General features: G+C 65.8%; 15 protein-coding genes and 1 pseudogene. 5 read left to right on the forward strand and 11 right to left on the reverse strand.

The features are described from left to right. Positions 1-68: 68 nt before the first annotated feature. Both J2S66_RS14155 and J2S66_RS14160 read left to right on the forward strand, forming a co-directional pair. A complete protein-coding gene (locus tag J2S66_RS14155; RefSeq protein ID WP_310307473.1) occupies positions 69-1,640 on the forward strand; it encodes a transcriptional regulator in 1,572 nt (523 codons plus the stop codon). Further along, on the forward strand, positions 1,637-1,987 hold the full coding sequence (locus J2S66_RS14160; protein ID WP_053714951.1) for a hypothetical protein: 351 nt from the start codon (positions 1,637-1,639) through the stop codon (positions 1,985-1,987). Before J2S66_RS14155 ends, J2S66_RS14160 begins: the two co-directional genes overlap by 4 nt. Here the strand turns inward: J2S66_RS14160 and J2S66_RS14165 are convergent. Both J2S66_RS14165 and J2S66_RS14170 read right to left on the reverse strand, forming a co-directional pair. Further along, on the reverse strand, positions 1,976-3,532 hold the full coding sequence (locus J2S66_RS14165; RefSeq protein ID WP_310307474.1) for a transcriptional regulator: 1,557 nt from the start codon (positions 3,530-3,532) through the stop codon (positions 1,976-1,978). The two genes, J2S66_RS14160 and J2S66_RS14165, sit on opposite strands and share 12 nt — an antisense overlap. Positions 3,533-3,860: 328 nt before the next feature. Further along, the gene (locus J2S66_RS14170; RefSeq protein ID WP_310307475.1) at positions 3,861-4,742 is read right to left on the reverse strand and encodes a hypothetical protein; all 882 of its coding nucleotides are present in this window, start codon (positions 4,740-4,742) and stop codon (positions 3,861-3,863) included. Between the two features lie 394 nt (positions 4,743-5,136). Between J2S66_RS14170 and J2S66_RS14175 the strand changes: the two genes are divergently transcribed. Together J2S66_RS14175 and J2S66_RS14180 are read left to right on the forward strand one after the other, a co-directional pair. Continuing rightward, complete coding sequence (locus J2S66_RS14175) at positions 5,137-7,047, forward strand: AAA family ATPase (protein WP_310307476.1); 1,911 nt, start codon at positions 5,137-5,139, stop codon at positions 7,045-7,047. 369 nt (positions 7,048-7,416) lie between these two features. Next, positions 7,417-8,247, forward strand: coding sequence for a DUF4365 domain-containing protein (locus tag J2S66_RS14180; protein ID WP_344960008.1), 831 nt, complete (start codon positions 7,417-7,419; stop codon positions 8,245-8,247). 188 nt (positions 8,248-8,435) lie between these two features. Here J2S66_RS14180 and J2S66_RS14185 read toward each other — a convergent pair. Beyond that, a pseudogene (locus J2S66_RS14185) lies at positions 8,436-8,848 on the reverse strand (ATP-binding protein); the annotation flags it as partial. Between the two features lie 170 nt (positions 8,849-9,018). Here J2S66_RS14185 and J2S66_RS14190 point away from each other — a divergent pair. Beyond that, on the forward strand, positions 9,019-10,326 hold the full coding sequence (locus J2S66_RS14190) for a hypothetical protein (RefSeq protein ID WP_310307478.1): 1,308 nt from the start codon (positions 9,019-9,021) through the stop codon (positions 10,324-10,326). 206 nt (positions 10,327-10,532) lie between these two features. On the opposite strand, the gene J2S66_RS14195 is transcribed toward J2S66_RS14190, so the two are convergent. From J2S66_RS14195 to J2S66_RS14225, 8 genes are all read right to left on the reverse strand, one after another. Continuing rightward, entirely contained in the window at positions 10,533-12,428 is a 1,896-nt protein-coding gene (locus tag J2S66_RS14195) for a recombinase family protein (protein WP_310307479.1), read from the reverse strand. Between the two features lie 374 nt (positions 12,429-12,802). Beyond that, complete coding sequence (locus J2S66_RS14200; RefSeq protein WP_310307480.1) at positions 12,803-13,879, reverse strand: thiopeptide maturation pyridine synthase; 1,077 nt, start codon at positions 13,877-13,879, stop codon at positions 12,803-12,805. Then, a complete protein-coding gene (locus J2S66_RS14205) occupies positions 13,876-14,841 on the reverse strand; it encodes a thiopeptide-type bacteriocin biosynthesis protein (protein ID WP_310307482.1) in 966 nt (321 codons plus the stop codon). The genes J2S66_RS14200 and J2S66_RS14205 overlap by 4 nt, the downstream gene beginning before the upstream one ends. Beyond that, complete coding sequence (locus J2S66_RS14210) at positions 14,834-17,161, reverse strand: lantibiotic dehydratase (RefSeq protein ID WP_310307483.1); 2,328 nt, start codon at positions 17,159-17,161, stop codon at positions 14,834-14,836. The genes J2S66_RS14205 and J2S66_RS14210 overlap by 8 nt, the downstream gene beginning before the upstream one ends. Positions 17,162-17,393: 232 nt before the next feature. Continuing rightward, positions 17,394-17,813 carry a thiomuracin/GE37468 family thiazolyl RiPP peptide gene (locus J2S66_RS37150; RefSeq protein ID WP_374726078.1) on the reverse strand — a complete coding sequence of 140 codons (420 nt, stop codon included), beginning with the start codon at positions 17,811-17,813 and terminating at the stop codon, positions 17,394-17,396. A 72-nt stretch (positions 17,814-17,885) separates the two neighbouring features. Next, the gene (locus J2S66_RS14215) at positions 17,886-19,241 is read right to left on the reverse strand and encodes a SagB/ThcOx family dehydrogenase (RefSeq protein WP_310307485.1); all 1,356 of its coding nucleotides are present in this window, start codon (positions 19,239-19,241) and stop codon (positions 17,886-17,888) included. A 98-nt stretch (positions 19,242-19,339) separates the two neighbouring features. After that, positions 19,340-21,253: a TOMM precursor leader peptide-binding protein gene (locus tag J2S66_RS14220; protein ID WP_310307486.1), complete on the reverse strand. Its 1,914-nt coding sequence runs from the start codon at positions 21,251-21,253 to the stop codon at positions 19,340-19,342. After that, positions 21,246-23,024, reverse strand: coding sequence for a hypothetical protein (locus J2S66_RS14225; RefSeq protein ID WP_310307487.1), 1,779 nt, complete (start codon positions 23,022-23,024; stop codon positions 21,246-21,248). Before J2S66_RS14225 ends, J2S66_RS14220 begins: the two co-directional genes overlap by 8 nt. Positions 23,025-23,215: the final 191 nt, after the last annotated feature.

The raw sequence follows: 23,215 nt of genomic DNA on the forward strand, positions 1-23,215 counted from the left end.
GCCCCATGCATCACCGATGCACATCCAGTGCACCACCAGTGCACATCGCTCCGGGGGATAGCGAGAAGATGAGCCAGCACGAGGGTTGGACCGGCCGAACCGCCAGCGCGCTTCAGGCAGCCATGCGCCTCACCAACGAAGCGTTCGCCGAGCACCTGGGAATCGCCGTTCGCACGGTCGCCGGCTGGCACCAGAAACCGGACCTCAAGCCGAAGTCAGAGATGCAACAGCTCCTCGACACGGCCCACAACCAGGCCGACGCTGCCGTCAAGGCCAGGTTCGACGCCCTGACCGCCGAACCGAAGCTCGACCTGCCAGACGGCGCGGCGGCCGATGCCGAGCTACGGCTCAGCTCGGACCCGAACATCGTCGCGGCGCTGGACTGGCTCGACCAGCACGCGGGCTGGGAGCCGGGAACGGCACGACGCGACGTCGCCGCCCGCCTCGTCCGCCTGGACGTCCGCGCGCTACAGGACCGGGGCGTCCGCCGGGGACGGGTGAACCAGCGCGACACAGCACGAGCGCTCGCCGAGTACTACGGCGCGACCACCACCGGCCATGGCCGCTACGCCGCCCGCTTCAGCTCCACCACCCGCGCGTCCACGACTGTGTTCACGCACCCGGACTGGCTCGACCTCGACTGCCCGCTCATGCCAGCCCACGACCGGCTCAAACTGTCGACCGTCACCCCGAACGATCACCAGACGATGGACGAGGCGAGCGCCGGACACGCAGCACAGCGGCTGGCCGAAGCGCTGGCGCTCGGCAATCGCGTGGTCAACATGCCGCTGTATCGACTGCTCGACGTCGGCGTGAGGAAACACGCGCTCGCCGGCTCTGTAGGCGTGGCGAACTTCGTGGGGTACGTGGTGACGATGGACCTGCTCGAAGGCGAGCTGGTCGACGCACTCACCACCGACCGACCGATCAGGCCCGGCGCCCTCCCTCTCCGAGACGCCTACCTACCCGACTTGCCCTCGGTCCTCGACGTCTCCGACCGCATGTGCGCGGGCGGTGCACTCGCCCTGACCGCAATCGCACGACCGGCCGACCCGTTCCGGGGTGAAGCGGACTACCTCCTGCTGGTCCAGGAACGCTCCGGCCACGTCATCAACGCAGCGCGCCGCCTGGCCGTGATCCCCAAAGGCTTCCACCAGCCTTTGACCGACTACCGCGCCGATGCTCAGATCGGCGCGACGCTCCGCCGCGAGATGGAAGAGGAGCTGTTCGGCCGTGACGACATCGACAACACGGTCGGAGACCAGCGCCACGCGGACCCGATGCACCCGACCCGTCTATCCGAGCCGATGCGCTGGCTGCTCGCCGAGCCAGGACGTCTGCGGATGGAGTGCACCGGCTTCGGCCTGAACCTCGTCAGCGGCAACTTCGAGTTCGCCAGTCTGATCGTGATCGAAGACGAACAGTTCTGGACCGAGTTCGGCGGACAAGTCCGAGCGAACTGGGAAGCAGCGAACCTCCGTCAGTTCTCCAGCCTCGACACCGACAGCCTCGAAGAACTGACCAACGATGTAGCGTGGAGCAACGAAGGACTGTTCGCGCTCCTCCAAGGGCTCCGCCGCCTACAGCAAATCGGCGGAAACCGCGTGAACCTGCCAACGATCGAATGGGAGACAGAGTGACCGCCAACTGGCAAGCCGGAAACGCCAACGAAGACGGCGCGGTGACCCGCGGCTGGCTGGTAGGCCACTTCATCGACCCGTCCGAGGGCGTCCGGTCCCAGAAGGACGTAGAGGTCAAGTGGTTCAACCACCCGGCAGGCGACAAGCGTGTCGAGTGGACTTCCGACGATCAGCGGACCACCCTGGTTCTGTTGGTACAGGGCAACTTCCGCGTTGACACCACCGAGGGCAACACCACCATGACCCGCCCCGGTGACTACGTGATGTGGGGTGCCGGCGTCGACCACTCGTGGGAAGCGCTCGAAGACTCGACCGTCCTCACGGTCCGGTGGCCGTCACAGACCTGACACCTCGATCATCGGCAACTTCACCCGCCAGCCACCGATCTCCGCAAGCCGCCGGAGTCCCTGGAGCAACGCGAACAGCCCTTCGTTGCTCCAGGACTCGTGCGTCACCAAATCGGCAATCAATTCGTCATCGAGGCTCGAATACAACCGCAGACCAGACGCCTCCCAGTTGGACTCAATCGCCCCACCGAAGCGCGTCCAAAACTCCTCGTTTTCGATAACCACAAGACTGGCGAACTCGTAATTCCCGCTCACCAGGTTGAACCCGAACCCGGTGCACTCCATCCGCATCCTGCTCGGATCTTCGCGCAGCCACCTCATCGGCGCAGACCACCGGCCAGGGTGCATCGGCGAAGCCGCGCGACCCTCCCCCACCGTGGTGTCCACCTCGTCGCGGCCGAACAGCTCCTCCTCCAGCTCACGGAGCAGCGTGGCACTGACCCGCGCGTCTGCACGCACATCGGTCAACGGCTGGTGGAAGCCCTTCGGAACAACAGCCAGCCGCCCGGACGTGTTGAGCACATGCCCAGACCGCTCCTGCACCAGCAGCGCGTAGTCCGGCGCCCCACGGTACGGATCACGCGGACGAGCGATCGCACATAGCGCCAGCACACCGCCTGCGCACACGCGTCCCGGTAGGTCGAGCACGGCATCGAGATTCGGCAAGAACTCGTCCCGTAGCGGCAGCGCACCCGTCCCAGCGCCAGACACCACCGCCTCGACCAGCTCGCCTTCGAGCAGGTCCGCCGTCAAGGCGTACTCGGCGAAGTCCACCAGCCCCACCGTGCCCTCGATGGCCGAACCGACGTCTACGCGCAGCAGCCGGTAGAGCGGCAGGTTCATGACCCGCACGTCCAGCGCGGCCCACTCAGCGAGCCGGTCCACAGCCGCTTCCGCCGCCGCTCCACTGAGGGCAGCGCGCGGGCCATCACGACGGCCGGCGAGCACCAAGCGGTCGTTCTCCGCCGTCAACGAAGCGGGCTGATCAAGCCACTCGGGACGAGCAAGGATGCTGGTCCTGACGTCTTCGCCACCACAACGCACGCGGTACATGCCGTGTCCCGCGACTCCACGTCGGTAGTACGCGCGGAGCGCACGAACGATCTGCTCCCGACTCACCCGCGCGCGCCGATACCGCCGATCGACCAGCGTGCCCGCCTCGAACGTGGCGAGCTTGGCGTGAACCTTCGCTCGGCTCTCCCCTGGTGCCCACCCAGCCCGCTCGTCCAACCAATCGGCCATGTCAGCCAAGTCGGTGTTCGCACGCACGTCCAACCTGCCGACGTCGTTCCCCGCGGACCCAGCAGCCGAAGGTTCCGCCAACAGCTCGTGGATGCTGGTCCGGAAAATCTTCTCCAACAGCCGAGCAGTCACCGGCCGGACCGGACCGAGCGGCTGACCGGACGACCTCCGCCCCGCAGCCAGCCTGTGGAGGTGACGCAAGCTGATCGTGCCGGGTTCTCCCGCCTCCCGCGCGAAGACCTCCACGTACTCGGCGAACTCCTCCAGCGTCTGCTGTCGGTCCCAGATCTTCTGCTCAAGCACCGTCCGCGCCGTCCGCATGACCACCCCTAACCGGCTGATTCTGCGCTGACAAGCCGTTGATTTCAGTGTGTCACGACGTAGCCGCTACCCGTCCCGAGCCCTGTCCCATCACGCCAGCCCGTCCCGACCGACGGGACACCTCACGCACTGGCACTGACCAGCGTAAACACGCCACAGTAGCGTCTGGGACGGGACACTCCAACCCGTCCCAGACGCACGAAACGACCGTGCGCGACGCCATCCGAATGGATGGTTCGCACACGGCCGTCCCGTCCCACAGGTGCCGGGGGAGGCGTCCGGCACCCCATGCCCAACCGTCAGGGCGCGGTCAACGACGGTTGGAAGTCTCCAGCGCCAACAGCCCCGCCAACTCCGGGCCGCTCATCAGCCCGCCGCATTCGGCAGGCGACACCAGCCACTCCGCCTTGTGCCCTTCCACCACGGCGGGAGGCAGCGGCAGCATCGCGCCCCGAGGAAAGACCGACCTCTCGTCCAACCCCTCCGCCGACGACACCACGAACACCGCCGACTCGATCATCAGACCGAGCGTAGGAACGGGAAGCATCACCACCGGCGTAGGCGACGCCCGGAACGCCTCCGACTCGACCACCCGCCGCGCCGGCTCAGGCTGGACCACCACCGCAGTCATCAGCTTGCCCAGCGCAGCCAACGCCGACCGTGTGACCCCGCCGCCCGAGACCGGCCACAACCGCCGGACCTCCTCCAGGTCCAACGTCGCCATCGCTGGCGACGACAAGGCGAGCGCATCGCATTCAGCGTTCGTCGCCGGATCGACATAGGTATCACCGGCCCACAGCGCACCCGGCACCACCGGCCACCCACGCCAGACGCACTCCAGCGCCGTCTCCAGCCCGTTACTCGCCACACTTGCTCCCGACCCAGAAGATGCGAGGGTTCGCACTCCCACCGGCCGGTAGAAGATCAGCGCGTTCTCCGCCGACTGAAGCCCCATGCGCATCCCACCGTGCACGCTGATCACCTCGACACCCGTCTTGGTGGTCATCCCCCACGCCACGATGTTCAAATCCTCCGGAGGCCCGAACGTCTCCTGCACCACCGCAAACACCCGAGGAGCCTGATCGTCCACGAACTCCTGCACCTCACCGACGACCTTCGGGTCATCAAACAGCGAGACGGGCCTCTCCCCACCCTCTCCCTGGTCGCCGTCACCCACCAGCGTCACCGTCATGACTGCCTTCCCTCTGCTCCTTACGGATCAGGCGCACCTCATCCCGCGCCCAAACCGCTGCCTGTGCGTTCTCCTGGCACTGCCGCACGTACCGCCTACCGACGGCGACGAGGTAAAGCAGAGGAATCACGAGCCACACCAAAAACAGCACAATGCCGCCGAAATCGCTCGCCAATTCACTCACACCACAACATCACCGCCTCAGACGATCCGCTGATCACAGCTTGACCAGGGGTCCGAATAGAGTGGATGACTTGCGAATGCCGTACCGCGACCTCTAAGGTCACTACAGCGGATAGCCGCAGACATTTTGATACTGCATTCGTTTTCGGATAGATGCCGAATTTCACTTCAGCATCTGTAACATCGAACAAGCGAACGGCGATAGTCCAGCATGGACCACAGTATCGACGGTGCCGCCGCAGACACAAGAGCGGCTCAACAACTGCCATTGAAGGGCATCGAGCAAAAAGCGGACACATCTCGTCCAGAAAGAACATCAAAACCTACGACCATCACAAGGGTCACCTTCAAGCGATTCAAGCAGTTCCGAGACGCCGCGATTGAACTTAATCCCGGAATATCGTTGGTAGCTGGCGGGAATAATTCAGGCAAGACTTCTCTACTTCACGGTCTTGCAGTTTGGGAATTTTGTCGGATTGCGACTATTATGGAGCGCGGCGATGCAGGCTTGATCGTGGACCCCCAGAATCCACGACAAGGCTTCGGCCTAGGTGACGACCAGTTCTCACCAATTAATCTGCCGTCACTGAAACACATGTGGACGAATTTGAAATCCGCCAAAGAGACAGACGCGCATGACGGTTACAGTTTGCGTCTTACTTGTGAATGGGAAGACCAAGGGGTTCAAAAAGAGCTAGGCTTCGGCATGGCCCTAGTCAATGATCGTCTCTTCATCAAAACGGCATCATCCACGCTCAATGCTGGAGACTACATACCGCGCATCGCATATCTCCCACCGTTCGCTGGCATCGCGGCCAGGGAGGAACGCATAAACGGCGCTGTACGCCGTCGACGCATCGGCGAAGGGCTCGCCGGCGCTGTGCTCAGAAATCTACTTCTTGATATGTATCAGGCGAATCAAGCCCAACGTGTAAAACTGCGCGAGAAGCCGCCTGCGGAATCTAGCAAGCGTCGCACTAAAATATCGGACCCTGATCTTAGAAAACTGCGCGAGGAAGACCCTTGGGAACTTCTCCTCCACGCACTCCGGGGAGTCTTTAACGCCGAACTTATAGTGAAGGAGTTTCGGGAAGAGTACCATTCGTATATTGAAGTGCTAGTGGACAAAGGCGTCGTAGACGGTTATCAACTGAAGCGACACCCGGGATACAACCCACGAGATCTCATGGTGGAGGGTAGCGGATTTCTGCAGTGGTTGAGCGTATATACGCTTGCCACCTCGCCCGAAGCCGACATTCTGTTGTTCGACGAGCCAGACGCTCATCTGCATCCCACGTTGCAGAAAGAAATGCTCACCCGTCTTGAGGCTCTAGCGACCTCAGTTGGAAAGCAAGTATTGCTCGCTACCCACTCCAGTGAAATTCTGCGCAGCGCTGCTCCTACACGGATTTTGCATATCCGCCCAGACCGCAAGGCAAAATATCTACGTGAACACCACCAGAAGATTGGCCTACTTGAAGGTCTAGGGTCTGACTACGCACCACGGATCGACCGGATCCGACAAACTAAGCGCATCTTCTTCGTAGAAGGAACGACCGATATCGCGATTCTCGCCAACCTGGCAGCAACAATCGGAGTCGATTGGCCTACAGAGTGGATTGAATGGCGAACCACGGCAACGCATAAAGAAAGAAAAATGATATGGAGGGCCCTTTGCGAAGATATTCCTAATATAACCGCCGTGAGCCTACGTGACCGCGACGACGAACCACTGAACACCGTTGGTGTCGATCTAAAAGACGCCATAAGCCCGGACTCTGACCGTTTCTCTTCGAGAAAGTGGCGACGGCGATACATCGAGTCCTATCTTCTCTGGCCTCACTCGCTCGCAGAGTGTGCAGGGGTATCGGAAGAAGTCATCGTGGAACATCTAAGAGAACAGCATGGAATTGCTATAGGCTCGACGTTCACCGACACAAACGCGCCTCAGTCTCTTCTGGACGTCAGAGCAAAAGATGTCCTATCCACGCTGAGGCTCAATGCGGTAGAGCTTTCCAAATTTATACCAGAAGAAGCCGTTTGCAACGACGTCCGGACGATTATCGGTTTACTGACCGGGCAGGACCTCAATCTAATTGCCACCGACCTCACGTCGTCATGAGAGCGACTAAGTTGCTGAGAAAGGCGCGACTGGCCAAGAGTGGGCTGAGCCAATATCGCCTACTCGGAAGCTGTGCATTTTCAGCTTCGCCTCGGCGAGAAAGACCTTAGGTCGTATTAGACGTCTCCGTAAACACGAAGATGTCACCTTTGCGAACGGCAGGACTGCTATCCGATTTCGCGTGTCTAGGTTGAGATAACCAGCTCTTTTCCTGATTCATTTCTGATAACCGTGTAGCATGTTGACTTAATACATCAAAGAACCAAGCAGGAAAGGATTGGGCTTGTGACTCGGACTCCACGTCCTCTCGCTCACCATATTGACACCCTTGCAATGAGGCAGGTTCCGAACCTTCTACCTTCCGAGTGGGTGGAACGGAGAGTAACCAATGACTACGGCGTAGACCTAGAAGTGGAGATGTTTCGCGAAGGCCGCACGGAAGGAAGCCTGCTACTACTTCAGGTGAAGGGTGTGCAAACCACTCCACGGCATGACGAAACATGGAGGTTTCGAATGGCCGTCAACGGGCTGGAGTACGCGGAAATGTTCACAATTCCCGTGATCCTTGTAGTGAATCCGACCGCAGAAGATGTGAATCATTTCAGATTTCTATGGCTGCAACAGTACATCAACGTAGTACTTGATCATGATCAGCCAAATTGGCGCTCACAAAAGACCGTAACAGTGAAGCTCCCGCCCGAGAACACCTTTCCCACACCAAGAAACATTTCACGTTGGCGACACATAGCGCGAGCCCCGAAGAGAACTCGCCAACTCGGACTCCTAGCATTCCATGCTCACGAATTTCAGATCTATGCAGAAAGGTTTCAACTGGACGACCGAAATCTAGATCACTTGAAGGAACTCGACCTCATACTAGACTCGGTTTTTGCTCTGGATACACTCTTTGGAGCCGACGGGTGGCATTGGTCCCGACTTCTCGCGGCCACCTCTTTGGAGGAACCTCGAAAAATAATCAAGAAGATTCTCGCTGGCGAGACCATCAAGGCCTCTGATCTTGGAGGTGGCTACGCCAATGCAAGCAGCGCGATAGGAATCGACGTCGAGTGGCTCATTGACGCAGGAGTGCACTCGCTAATTTTCTCGGTAGGTAACCAACTCTCGTCGCTTGTTGCCACAGCCAATAACTACCACCTACCGAGGCTTAATTGGCTTGCGCACGGCGATCATGACTTCTAGCGTATACCACAGATCCTTTCTTGCTTCAAAGTACGAGGTAGCACGTCGCTTCTTCACAGAAAATCAGTTGAATGAATCGCGAAGCGTGAGGCGTGTGAATAGTGCACAAGTCGATCCTCGGACACGTGGGGGTTCAAGTCGCTAGCGACTTGAACCCCATTCTCGTATTTGCGCTGGTCAGCGGACATATATGGGCCTTGACAGCGGTCAGCACCGGTGGAGGACGCTAGGTTCTCCAGCCCCCACTGCGCACGCCCGGCACGGCGGGCAGGTTGCGCGGCGCGGGCAGGCCCAGCGAGCACGACCGGTGCATCAGCCAGGACATCTCCTCGGCCGTCGCCGGGCGACCCTCCAGGCCGGCCGAGCCGATCACCTGGTCGAGGTGGTCGATCTCCGACTCGATCGCGACCAGCTCGGCGTCCACCGCGTCCGGGAACACCTTCCGCAGCACGGGGGCGGCGCACTCGACCGCGCGGTCCATCATGTTGCGGGTCTGCACCTGGATGCCCAGGTACACCTCCGCCTCGGCCATCGACCGGCCCATCAGCTGCAGCTGCTCGCCGGCCATGTAGTCGTCGAAGCTCAGCGTGCCCAGGGCGTCTGAGGATAAGCGTCAGAGGTCATAAGCGTTCGGAGAACAACGGGAAGACCCTACGTCTATGTACGATATGACGCTCTTTCATCGACTCACCGCGCGATGCATTACCTCAACCAAGGAGACCTCGGTGCAAGTTGCTGGCGTTGACAGGGTTTCCGTGCTAATAATTGAACATGCCTACCCGTGACGCTATTTGGATTTTTGCAACGTTTCCCATATCTATCCTGGCATCGTTTACAGGACTGATGGTGATGGCGTTATCCGCATCCATCGCGGCACGAATAGCCATTCGCTCGACAAAACTCGATAAGTGGCAACTTCACTATATCTACAAATTAAACATTAAAGCGCATTTCCGTGAACTTTCGACCGCATGGAGTATCTCTCCTTATAAATGTCTAAGCCTCGCAATTCCCAAGATATTTCTTACGGTCATGACACTGGCGACACTGGCATATGCCGGCGCGATTGCAACTATTATAGTATTGGCTCCAACGCTTTACGCTTTTGACTATTTCAACTCGGAGATGCCTTCAACCCTCGGCCGTATAACTCTTATTACCAGCGTAGCATTGTGCATATCTTCACTTATCGGCACATTGCGATACATGACACAAAACATCACGACAGCAGGAAAATTTACCCCGCCCATACTGCCTTTACCGCGCAAGGAGATCGACTTAGCTCGCCGGAAAACATTCCTTCGAGGAATCTACTTATACTGGCAGTTGCCCTATATAGCAATCACCTCCGCCATCATCGGCGTACTCCAAATGAGCATTTTGCAACATTTGATATTCGAAAAGCGCGGGATTGTCTACCCGAAAGGTCAAAACGACACCCTGATTGAAATCGCTTGGCTTTCCGGACTAGTAGTTGCTTTATTTTCACTTTTCACGGTAGAGAATCTAATCAAACGGACAATGACCGTTGCGGATGCAGCTTTAACTTTGCAGAAATTTATGGATGGACTATTAGGATTTGATCGCTCGGTCACCGTGCAACTTAAAATAGATGACCCTTTCGGCAAGCGCAGGAAGGAGTTATTTCGAGCCATCAAGATCATCTCGACATTAGCAATCCGTATGGATTCGAAGCACGAGCAACACCCGATTGCATCAACCCTTCTAGGCTGCAGTCATGGGATATCGAGGTACCTTCGACAGCTCTCGTCCTTAAATAAAGACCTTCCAGATCAAGTTCGACGACTTCTGTTCAATACCATCGCCGTATTGGCCGGAGCCAACGGATCGAAATTTTTGAAAGAAGTCAATCTTGATACGAATGCTTTCAACGAAAAGTCCGACCCCGAAGCGTGGTTGCGCGACAAGCCTCATGGACTCATCGCTCATCTAGTCGACAACCTGGATAAATACACGCGTCTAACCACTTCCCTTTGGGGCTTGTTTACCGTCGGCGCGGCGACCTATTTAATTATTTCCGGAAAAATTGATCTCAAAGACATGCAGATTCAGCGTTAGATCCGCCGACTGAATCTCGACCAAAACGCTATCTCGAATACATTATCGAGGCCTGGACCAACGAAGGCCCATCCTGTATCGAGAAACTGCAATCTTAAACATAGAGACGGCAATATTCTCTAAGTGTTTTCAGTGAGCTTGAGGTGTGTGGATAGTGAGCAAGTCGCTCCTCGGACACATAATTTGCCCCGCGAGATAATTCCAGGTCATCTGGAAGGCTCGCGGGGCTTTGTGTTTCCCGACGCCACTCCGGGCCTACCTGTCGACCGCTGGCCGTGGGGTGTCTGCTGGCGTGAGGGCAGGAGCAGCGGGCGACGTCCGGATCTTCGTGCCAGCACCCGTTGACTGTGGTTGTGCTGTTGACTGTGGTTGTGATGGAGCCCGCTCTGCGGGTGGTCGTCTCGCCCGGCCCGGGAGGTGTCCCGCGAACGCCTGGCGGCGAAAGCGGCGTGCAACCTGCTCTGCCGGTGTCGCCGCTGTGGCGCTGCGAGACGTTGAGGGCGGGGCGGCGGCCGGAGAGGCTGTCGCGCCGGGCGGGTTTCACCGGCCGGTGCGTCATCCTGGCCCGCGGGTGTGTTGGGCTGATCCGTCTCCTCGGCTGTCGCGTAGGTCAGGGCCAGCAGGAGCTGGTCGTCTCCGTTCCCGAGCGTGTCGTCGCCGGGCTGCCGGGCAAGGCGTCTGCGTGGTGTGCGCACTGACGTAATGGCACCGCGGTCGAGAAGTTCGACGCCGGTGGCGTCGCAGCGGAAGACGAGCCCGAGCTCGTCGACCAGTCGTGCGGTCTGCTCGGCGTCGGGGTTGTCGGCGATGCCCATGGTGGTGAGGTGTGCGGCGATGCGGGCCAGCAGGTGGTCCTCGCGCAAGTACAGGTTGCCGGGCGCACTCTCCGGTCGGGTGCGGGCGCTGGTGTAACCGTGACGGCAGCGGTAGGCAGCCCGGCCGTGGGAGCGGTGCGAGTCCATCTTCCGCCCGCACAATCCGCACTGAAGCCTGCCCGCCAACAGGTAGACGCACTCGTCGCCATCAGCGTCGGCAGCCTGGCCGGTGCTGTGCCGGGCGGCTTGGACGGTCTGGGCGGCGACGAAGTCCTGCTCGGACACCAGCGGCACGTGGGCGATGCGGGCCGAGATCGCCCACTCATGCTGCTCGTTGCGGACGCTCGTCCGGCGCCCGCTCGGTGAGCGGGTGGCGCGGTCGGCGCTGGTGCGGTTCCACACCTGGCGGCCGGTGTAGCGGGGATTGCCCAGAATCTCCGCCACTGTGCGCAGCGACCATCCGGGGTCCATTCGAACCCTGTCGCGTTCCGTGTCCGCGCCCGACGGGCTGGGCACGGCCTGCTCGTTGAGGTGACGGGCGATGCCCGCGGCGCTGTGCCCCGCCAGGCGTAAGGAGAAGATCAGCTTCACTACGGGTGTGGTGGACGGGTTCGGCACGAGCCGCTGCTGCCGCACACCGCGCCGCGCCAACGCCCGGTTCGGATGCGGCCCGGCGTCAACGAGACGGTAGCCGTAGGGCGGTCTGCCGCCGAGGTAGCGTCCCTGCTCGACGGTCTGCATGCGCATGGCGGTGACGACCCGGTGCCGGGAGCGGAGCACCTCCGTCTGCGACCGCGCCGCCAGCAGCGACAGCAACGCCTCATGTGCGGGGTTGTCGAAGTCCACCGGCCCTTCCGCTTCCGGCAGCCACAGCTGCACCCCGTACCGCTCCAACACCGTCCGCAGGTCCCGCACCTGGGCACCGTCGAGGAATGCCCGCTCGTACTCGCTGACCACCACCGCGTCGACCCGGTCCGCGTTGGCCGCGATGTAGCGCAGCATCGCCGCGGCGCGAGGCCGCAGATGCCACGGCACCTGACGGGAACACCCGACCTCGAAGTACTCCCCTACGATCCTGCCGTGCTCGCCGGTAAGCCTGCAGGACACATCCAACTGCCACGCCCGCGAGGTACGTGGGTCCTGGTGTTCATGAGTGGAAGCACGACCGTAGAACAGGAACCGCAGACCTCCGACAGGAGCAGCACCCATCGCCGGGATGCCCGGCGGGAGGGTGGCGGCAATCCACTCGGCGAGCGTAGTGGGGCGCGGCGGGGCGGACACCGTCATGGCACGGTCCTCAACGTCGGAACGGGATGGACGTCGAGGTGACGAGGCACCCTCGCCGTGATGACAAAGAACTCCGGAGATAGACCTATTCGGAGCAGTCTGGAGCCCTCTGGCACGTCCAAATGGGTGCAGCATCCGCGTGATGGACGGTGCTCGGTTACGTAAACACACTCCGCGATCTGGGAGCGCCCGACGCCACGGGTGCAGGCGACACGCCAGCTCATTCTGAACTGATTACTCAGTGGTCCACGAGCATCGAGTTGACCGACGACAACGGTGATGTCGAGCACAGGATCGGCCACATCGTCGGGTACACCGTGGCGCACGAGTCGATGGCCCGTTGTTTCAGCGTCCGCTGACGGACGGCGTTCCGGTCACCGGTCGGGGTTGCGCTCGACGAAGGCGTGGATGCGGTCGATCGCGGAGATGCCGTAAATCTCCTCCACCGCGTTTGCGGCCGCGTGACAGGTGCGCAATCGCTCGTAGGGGGTGAGGCCGAGTCGGTTCACCTGGTGGTACGTGCAGTTGAGGAGGAACCGGTAGCGCAGGAAGTCCTTGTTCTCGAAGACGGCCTCCCGGTAGGCGCGGTTGCCGAACATCAGCTCGTGCATCGGGGCACGGGTCGTGGCTGGGTGTTCGCTGGCCGGTGGAGGGAAGACCAGGTCGTGTTCGATGAGCGGCATGACTCGGTGGCCGTACTCCTGGCACAGGGCGGCCCACTGGCGGGCGAGCGGCGCGGCGTCCGCGGTGCCGTCCAGCGTGGCGAGCACCGCACGGGTTCGATCGACGAGGGCCTCTCGCCGGGTGTCGTAGTGGGCGTCAAACGCGGCGCGGACTGCGGCGGGATCACCGCATGAGTGCAGGAACCCCTCGGCGTGTGAGCGGTAGGACGCGAAGCTGGCGGTGATCGGGGGCATCGCGGTCGCCGAGGTGGCCAGCATCAGCTCCAGTGCGAGCAGTTCTTTGACGTCCTGCGCGGTGCGGACCCGTTCGAGCATCTGGAACAACACAGGTGTGGCGTCGGCGGCGAACGCGTTCACCAGCTCCCGGGTCTCCGCGTTGGGGATCACGTGCGACCGGGGAGCGGGGGGCTCTTCGTGGATGGAGTTGTCCGGGAACCACGGGGTCAGCGGACCGAGCTCGCGCTCACGCTGGGCGAGAAGGCGGTGTTGAGCCAGTTCGCGGCCCACGTCGGGTTCGGTCGTGGAGGGGTGAGCCGCGAGGTAGTCACCGATGAGGGAGTCGATCCGGGGGCGGACCACCTGGGTCCATGTGTCCGGATCGGTCTTGGCGAACAGCCGGAGATGCGGTCCCTGTCGCCAGTGCGGTGTCAGGTAGATGGCGTCCACTCGGGAGCGCAGCTGTGCGAAGAGGGGGCGGATAGCGTCGAGAATCAGCCCGTCCTTGTCCGGGTTGTAGTAGTAGACGTGCACGCAGTGCCAGGCGGTCACGGTGTGGTCACCTCGTTCTCGGAACAGTCGAGTTCGGACAGCGTTCGCGCGGTGAGGGAGGCGAGCTGTGACTCGGTGGCCGTGGGCATGCCGAGGCGGTTGCACAGCAGGTGCGCGCAGCGCAGGACGACGTAGGGCACGGCCGGGTCCTCGGGACGCAGCGCGCGGGCCAGGCTCGCGAACGGCGACAGCGCGTCCGTGGGCGTGAATCCGTCCTCCGCCCGAGCCCGGGTCAGTGCCGCGTGCAGGGTGTGGACGGAGCGCGCCCAGACCGCGAGCGGGTCGGCCGACGTGGGGGCGGAGGACGCGAGTGGCCACAGATGCCGGGCTTGGTCGCGCAACTCGTCACGGTGGGCCCGGTAGAACTCCGGTGGTTGCGGTGCTCGCAGCGCGGCGAGTCCGGCGCCCGCCCGGGCCGGGTCGGGTTGGCACACCGCGACGGCCAGCGTCAGCATGGCCAGCGCGACCGCCGCCCGTCGTTGCGGGTCGGCGGTCAGGAGCGGCACGGCGACGAGGCTGGACTCGGTGAAGTGTCGCTCGACCGCCGCCAGCGCCGCGCCGTCGCCGTAGGCGTGGTGCTCGGGCCGGTAGGTGCTGAACTCGACGGTGTCGACCGGTCGCAACCGGTTGTCCCACCGGGACATGCGCTCACCGTTCGCGAGCCGGCGGGCGAGTGGCTCGTAGCTGTGCTGGGACCAGTCGTCGGGCGGTGACGGGTGGGTGGCCAGGTGGTGGCGGCACGTCCGCGCCACGATCGCCCGGACCTCGTCCGCGTGCGCCGTGGCGTGCAGGCGGAGCCGAACGTGCGGTCCGCCCTCCCAGTAGCGCAGGAAGAACCAGCTGTCGACGCGTCCGGCGCGGGTCAGTTCCTGGCACACCGGGGCCAGGGCACTCGTGATGAGCAGGTCCTGGTCGCCGCGGTGGAAGATGTGCGCGCTGACCCAGCCGGCCGGTTCAGCCATGCGGGTCCGTCGCGGACAGCTCGAAAACGTACTCGGTGACCCGCTGCCCGTGGACGCCGTGGTGTGGGGCGTCCGCCGGTGCGGGCAGTGCTTCCTCGAGCACCACCGCCGTGTCGGGCCGCGGCAGGGCGGACAGCAGGAACCAGTTGGCGAAGTCGAGGTAGACCGGTTTACCCGCGGAGCCGAAGCGGCGGCCTGGGACGCGGACGAAACACCGCTGTGGAATGGTGTGCCGGTCGCGCCAGTGCGCGAGTTCGAGCAGGAAGTCCGCGTCCGACTGCCCCTTGGCCCGTGTGGGCATGGCCGCGGCCGGAACCCGCCAACCGGCTCGGGCGAGCACGACGCGACCGACCTCCAGCCGCGGTCGGCGCTGGACGCCGTCGATCGCGGGCCGCCAGCCGACACCGTCGAGCTGGGGGTGTGGCGCGAACGCGGTCTGCGGCTCACCGAACACCGCTACCAGGAACCGCAGCGCGGGCGGCAGCGCGTGCTCCACGAGCATCCCCAGCGCGAGCGGGCGCACCTGCCGGCCGCGGCGGTCGCACAGCAGCAGCCGGCCGCGCGTCGGGTCCTGCCGGACCCACAGGTCGTTGAGCGACAGCTGTTCCGCTTTACCGTCGGAAGGTTGTCCGCCCGGGTAGTCGATAGCATGGGAGACCGCTGGCGCGCGCTGGTTGAGCTGCGAACCGAACGCGGCCCGGCACTCGGCGAGGACGATGTCCGGACCGGTGGGGACCGGCGTGCGGGCCGGCACAGTGCTGCCCGCGGTGGTGAGCAGGTGCTCGATCCGTGTGATTCCCCAGCCGTAGCCGGTGCGCACGGTGTTGAGCACCAGCCGCGGACCGTCCTCGCCGGGCAGCTCCTGCCCGTAGCAACACACCGACTGCGGCGCACGGACGTGGGCGGGCCAGGACGCCGCGAGCTTCGCGAGCACCTGCGGGTCCACCGACACGGTATCCCCGACCCCGTCGTCGCCGCCGTACAGCCCGGCCGCGACGGATCGCCACAGGTCCGTGAGCACCGGGGATCGGTCGCCGCCGTCGGCGCGGTACTCGCGGTACAGCCTCGGGAACGGCACCAGCTCCCGGGAATCAACCCGGGATCGGAAGAACTCGGCGAGCCGCAGCTTGACCGGCAGGGAGCGGTCCAGGATGCCGAGGAACCCGCGCACCGCCGCCAGGTCTTCGAGGACGGGACGCCACCGCTCACGCGAGCAGACGACCGCCGGTCGGGGTAGGACCGCGTTCTCCAGCAGCACCGGCCGGTTCGGCGGCCACGGTGCCCGCCCGAGGTCGGTGAGCAGACCGTCGAGCAGGTGACGGACGTGCTGGAGCCGTTCGCGGCGTTCGGCGGCCGTGGCCAGCACGCGGTAGCCGTCCACCGCCGCCCACAGCTCACGCAGCCGCGGCGGCCACGGTGAGCCGGCGACGTGCTCGTCGACCCACCGCGCCAGCTGCTCCAGCGGATCGGCCGACTGGTCGGAGAACGGACGGCACCGCTCCAACAGGCCGACCGCCACCAGCTCGGCGACGAAGGCACGCACGGGTTCGGCGGGCGGTGTGCCGGCCAGCGACCCCGGTGTCGATTCCGGCTCCGTGCGGAGGAGTGCCAGCACCGCGCGCACCGCGTCCGTCGCGGCGACGCAGACGATCGGCTCGCCGGGCGTCGCGGCAGGAAACCACAGCCGCTCACCCACATCCTCGACCGCGGGGTTGGTCCGCAGTCGCACGTGGTCACGCGTGTCCGGGTGTTCGGCCAGGGCGGACCACAGCGCCAGCACCACCATCCGGTCCAGCTCCGGGACACCGCGCCACCGCAGGTCGCCCGAGGTGGCTACGGCCGGGCCGCCGTCCGTCCACCCGCCCAGACCGCTCAGGGTGAACGACGCGTACGGACTCGGCTTGACCGCCGCGCGGGCGAGGTACCTCGCCAGGCTCGCCAGGCCGCCGGCGCGCGGTGCCTGGGCCTGCGGGTCGTCGAGCCACCGGGCGACGGACCGGGTCAGGTCGGGGCTGCCCAGCACCAGGCCGAGCCTGAACGCGTCCCGCCCGGCCGCCACCCGCAGCGCCTCGCGGGCGGCGGTCTGCTCCTCGGCCAGCAGAGCTGGCACCCGTCCGGTCAGCTCACCGGCTCGCGCCAGTTCGCGCGCCCAATGCTCGACCCGGGCACGGGTGTCGTGGGGCAACACATGACGCGCTGTCCACACGCGACTATTGGGTCGCTTGCCCTGGAACACCGCGCGCCGCAACGCGACCAGCAGCGGTCTGTCCTCATCCGCGCAGCGACCGATCACCGGCCGCAGCAGGTCGGACAGTGTCATTCCTTCGGCCCTCAGCCACCGGGTGAGTCCTACGACCTGCTGCGCCGTGGTCCATGTGCGTTCGCACCGCAGCGCGTCGAGGTCGGCCACGGGCGCGCCGCCTACCCGGACGCCGAACACGCCGCCGGTGACGAAGTCGGCTGTCGACTGGCCCGGGTGTGCTGGTGGAGGGGCCACCACCGCCGGTGGTGGCCCCTCCACGCGGGATCGACTCTTGTTCACCTCTGTCGGATCAGTCCGCGACGCAGCTGGCCCAGCACTGGCAGGTGTTGCACGACGCCTCCAACTCAGTGAGCCCATATCCCTGGGTCAGGTCCTCCGGGTTCACGGCCGGGATGACACCGATGGTCTCCACGCGAAGGTCGTCAATGTTCAACACAGGCTCGATGGAATGCACGGGTGATCGTCTCCTTATTGGGATGTCGGCGTGCCGGATCAAACACGCACCCTGCCAGTGCACCACGACTTCCCCGACGTCCACTGTGGAACCACACAAGCGTGTGACACCCGCCTGCCACCCTACGGAGAAACTCGGAAACCGGGAGCGTCGACGCCCGGATGTATGGGCCTTGACCTGGTCAACACGAATGTCCGGAAACCCCGAACCGAAACCACACGTGCGAGTGATCCCCGCCGAATCCCGGTCGTACATGCGTGTCACGCCATCGCAGTGGTCGCGCACTCGAACCGGATCGGCACATTGACGCGTGCGGCCCCGTACCTGTCACCTGAGCGGGGCCGTCACTGTCATTCCAGGGCGGGGCGCCCCCAGGAGCAGACAAGACAGGCCGTGCACCGGGCCGGAGAGTCCCAGTACGGCATCGGTGATCGGGTTGGTGCCGTCGGAGTGGATGCGTGCCGCGAGCCCGGCTGCCGCGGCAGCGAGCGCACCGCGGTGCACGACCAGACCGGCCTCGGCCTGCTGCAGCCGGTACCAGCGGTCGCCGAAGCCGGTGATCCCGGCCGTCTGGTCACCGGCCGGCACCAGGACGGCCGCAGCCTCGGGCAGCGCCTGCCTGGTATCGAGTTGGAGAGGACCGGTCTCGACCCGGCCGGTCCCGGCGGTGGCGACCAGCCCGCCGGTGTCGGGGTCGTACCGGTACGCACCGGCCGGGACACCGCGGACCCGCTGCACGAGGACGTGCGGTGTCAGCGTGACGGGCGTCCGGTGGCAGCCGGGCAGGTCGCCCCGGTACCCCGCCGACGCGTGCGCCAGGATCGCCGCCAGGTCACGCGCGTCGATCTCCCAGGGAAGAAAGCCGATTTCCGGCGATCCCCGCAGGGGCAGCCCATCGGCCAGACGCAACACACGCGGGGCGGGCAGTGCGACGAGCGGACCGGCCGGTACCGGTGGTAGAGCCGGCAGCACCCCGGAGCCGGTCGCGGCGGCAGCAGCCGCGTGCAGCGCGGACAGGTGTGGCAGCAGGCCGACCACGCTCGACGGCGGATGGTCCTCGCCGGTCGTGAAGGATCGGGGTAGCGGGCCCTTGATGGCTCCGGCGCCGGAGGTGCACGTGAACGCGGCGAGCACACCTTCCCGGCTCGGATCGAAGCCCAGCAACGACTGGCAGGCAGCGTCGTCGAACCGCAGGTGCACCGAGGTGTCCACGCCCAGCGACTCACCCAACACCAAGACCTGGGCACCGAGCACGCCGACCTCCTGGCAGTGCAGGCGGTAGGCGAAGTCCCGGTACTTGAAGCCGTTGCGCCAGAAGACCGCGGTCAGCACGACCACCATGTCGGGCACCTCGGCCGGCGGGCAGGTCAGCGACGCGCGGAGCAAGGGCCGGTGGTCTCCGGCGCGGACCAGGTCCAGCGCGTGGTGGGCGGCGTCGTAGTGGTAGAGCCCCGCGGGATCGCCGAGCGCGACGTAGGCCTCGATCGGGTAGAGCGCACCACCGGAGGGCGCAGGCCGCTTGAGCCGCACCCCCGCCCGGTGGGTCCACTCCGCCCGGGTGACGCCGAGCAGGCCACGCAGCAGGTCGCCGACCGGCGACGGTGCCCGCCAGGGCAGCACCACACGCCCGGCGGTCGGGTAGCGCTTGTACGTCGGCGGCGCGGCGCTCCAGTCGACGGACACGGAACCTCGTTCGGCGAGCGCCCGCAGGTAGCGGCGGGTCGCCTCCCCTGGGACAGGACCGGCCTCGGGTGTGACCGAGTCGGGAGCCTTCTGGCGGGTCATGGGAACGGATGGGGGTGCGGGTTGACGTCCTCGGACGGCAGGTCGGTCGACCTGTAGCCGAGCAGGCGGGGCACGGTGGCCAAGCGCGGGATGCCGTGCGTGCGGCGGAAGCGGTGGCCGAAGGTCATCGGCAACGTTCCCGGCACGATGACCTTCGCACCGGCGAAACCGCCCGCTCGCTGCTCGGGTGTCGTGGTGTCGACCACGATGACGTCCAGCCCGGTGCCCAGGTAGCGCCCGGCCAACTCGGCCAGGTCGTCCCCGAGGTCGTGGTGCCGCGGCCAGTCGGCCTGCGCGGCGAGGTCGGGCAGCGTCAGGGTCGGGTGCCCGGTGGTGTCCAGGAAGGAGAACCGCCCGGCCGTATCGGGGTGCCCGCCCAGCAGGACGTGGTCGGACATCTCCCGGACCTCGTCGGGGTCGGCGACCATCCGGGCGGCCCGCTCGGCGTCGAACCGCTCCATTCGACTGCCGGTCACCGAGGCGGCATCGGCCAGGGCGGCACGCAGGGCCCGTTCCGGATCCGGGTGCGCGGCGGCGCTGCACGCGTGCAGCGGCACCCCAGGCCGGTGGTGCGCGTCGACAGCGAGCACCAGCACCGCCGGGACACGCTGCTCCAGCATCATGGAGTAGGCGAACACCTCATAGCCCCAGCGCAGGCGCACCATCTCCGCGAGCACGGGGATGTGTCGATCCCGCCCCGAAGCCAGATCCAGCCTGGGCGCCGGAAGGCGTGCGTACCAGGTCATCAGGAACGCGTCCCGCTCCGCGATCTCCAGCAGGCCGTGGAGGATCGCCTCCTCCAGGCACCCGCCCAGGGCGCACCCGTTGGAGCACTCGTAGGCCAGGGCGGGATCCTGCGAGCGGCTGCGAGCGCCGTAGTAGGCGTAGCTCTCCGGCACCAGCACCGGTTCCGCTCGCCGAAACGAATAGCCCCAGACCCAGGCCAACGGGCGGCGGGGGTCGAAGCGGGCGAACGGGAAACCGGGCTGGTCGTACCACTCGTCGGGGTACAGGCCCAGGTCACGCGGGTCGACCGCCCGATCCGCGACCTCCTCGTACGGTGCCAGCACTGCGGTACGCCGTCCGAGTGGCCTCAGGCTGCCGTACCGCTCCAGCGCCTCGGTGATCGCGGTGAGGCGCGCGGAGCGGAAGTCGCCGGTGCGGCCGTAGCCGTGCCGCTCGGTGTCGTCGGGCCGGGGTGCGCCGAGCCGGGCGACCGCCGTGGGGATCCCGTACGGTGAACCGGCCGCGATCGAGCTGATCACACCGAATTCCGAATCCACATAGGATTCGAGCAGGTCGTCCCACCGGCCGTCGAGAGTGCCGGTCCGCAAGACCACCGGGTGCGGTTTGGACAGTGGCCTGCGCACCATCACCGACCACGGGGTGTCCTCGGGCAGGTCGGCGCAGTCGGGGCACAGCGGATCCGCCATGAGCGTGTGCCGGGTGATCAGGCCGGTGGTCAGGGACAACACCAGCACGGCACCGCGCGTGCGGGCCGGTTCGCCGGTCCGGGTCAGCCGTTCGAACTCGTCGGCCACCAGCGCGGCGACCATGTTCACGGACACCGTGGTCATCAGGGGATTGGGGGTGTCCGCCGGGTCGGCACCGAACTCCCGGCGCAGCGCGACCCAGCCCAACCGGTCGGGGCGGTTCGCGTCCCGCCGCCGTTCGGCGCAGGTCAGGCAGCCGGGCGTCGACGGTAGGACCACAGGACCGATCAGCACCTGTGGTCCGTCCACCCGGACGGGCAGCCAGGCCTCGTCCGCCGCGGCAGTGGTGGGGGCAAGGCGACCGGCGCCCAGCACCTCGACCAGGGCCGCGCGCAACCGGTCCGGACCGAGCAGTCGCACCCGTCCGGAGTCCCCGTGCGGTGCCGTGATGGGACCGCTCGCCAGCAGGTCAGTCATCGTCGAGCACCACCCGGACCAGGCAGGGCGCCAGGGCGCGCACCTCGTCGTCGGCCCGCAGCGCGATCGCGACGGGGGTGGGTCCCGCGCGGCGCAGCGCCGCCGCCAGGGCCTGGCAGCGCGGATCGTCGGCGGGCGGGCCCGGCCGCGGCGCGGCGATCTCCACCGGCCACCGCGTCGGCACCGTGTCCACCGGCTCACCGCACTGCCAGTGCACCAGCAGGCGTTCCAGGCCGTCACGCAGCGCCTCGGCGGCGGTGCTCGCGCAGGTCGTGACCGACACCCCGCCCGCGCGGAACGCGAAGGCCGGCACGCCGAGCACCCGGCCCAGGTCGGCCCACATCAGATCCACGTCCGCGGCCAGGAGCAGACGCAGCAGCCCCGCCGCCCTTTCGTCCCGCACCTGGGCCGCCAAGTCGGCGCGTCGCACGTCGTCCCCGTGCACTGCGAGCAGCGCCTCGCAGTGCGCTCGCAGCCCTGCTGTGACCGCGTCACCCCACGATCGCCCGGCGGCCACCCCCACCGGCGCCCGGTACGAGACACGGAGGTCGACCCCCGGTACCACGCACGCCCGGCCGGTGAGCAGGTCGACGCGCTCACCGCCCGGGTCGACCAGGCTCGCGTACGTCGCCAGGCCGGCCAGAGCGGCACGTGCCCTGGCTTCGTCCCGGTCGGTTCCCCAACCGGTCACCGAGGGCGCCGGCGCCCAGGCGGGGAGCACCGCCCCCGGGTCGGACACCGTCGCCCGACACACCGCCAGCGGTACCTGCGGCAGGTCGTCCTCGTCCCACCGCCCCAGCACGCCGACCCGCTCGTCGACGAACGGCCGGACCCGCTCGTGGAGCCCGTCCGCGACCACGTCGTCCATCCGGACCTCCGGCCGGACGGTCACCTCCCACGGCCGGGGCCGGTATGTGCGGGCCGTCAGGTCCCGCAGGTCGATCCGCGTCAACAGCGGCTCCTCGACCTCGTCGGCCATCCCGGTCAGGTATGAGAAGCACGACAACGCCACGTGCGACGCGACCACGTCCGGCACCGGCCCGGTCAGCAAACCGTCGACGGCCTCCGCACCCCGCCACGCGCCCAAGCGCCGCCAGCACGACTCCGCCGCGACCCGCTCCGCCGGCCCGACCGCGGTCACCCATGCCTCCGTGCCGCCCACCAGCACCTGCCCGACCGCCGGCCCCGACCGCGCCCTCTCCACCAGTTCGGAGACCCGGTCCGACACGCACAGCACGAGGTCGGCCGCGCCGCCGGCCGGCGGACCCGCGTTGACCCGCACGTCCTGCGCGTCGTCGCGCATCGCACCGCGGGCCACGACGCGCAGGTCGTCGACCTCGTCCGCCGGCGCGTGCACCCGCACCAGCCGCCAGCCCGAGTGCAACCCCGCCGCCACCAGCGCCGCCAACACCGGTCCGGCACCGAGCAGCATGATCCGGGCCGACCGCAGCCGCTCGAACCGGTGCTCGGCGGAGTCGACCGCGTACCGGACGAACTCGATCTCCGGCGCGTAGACCCGCCGCTCCTCCGCACTGAGCGAGTGCGGCTCGTCGTCGAGCGCGTTGACCAGCAACCGCTGGTCGAACAGGGCGTTGACGACCTTCTCCACCACCGCCCGCTGGTCGGGCGCCAGCGGCGCGACGAGGTCGCCCAGTACATGTTCGCCGGTGAGGAACGGAGCCAGGCGGTCCAGCCACTCGTAGCTCGCGCCACCGGTCAGCGTGCAGGCACCCGCGAAGCCGTGCACGTACACCCCGTCCGGGCTTCTCACATACCGCACGTCGGCGCGCAGCCGTGGACGCATCCTGGGACCCCTCGTTTCGACCGGCCATCGGAGTGAAGCCCGTCCGCTGACGACCGGCAACTCCGGCCATCCGTTCCGGTGACGCATCACCGTGGACCGAGCCTTGTCATCGCGCTTGACAGGGTCGGTGCGCACAGTCCTGGATCCGACACGCCGGC

Source organism: Saccharothrix longispora (genome assembly GCF_031455225.1).
Taxonomy (GTDB): Bacteria; Actinomycetota; Actinomycetes; order Mycobacteriales; family Pseudonocardiaceae; genus Actinosynnema; species Actinosynnema longispora.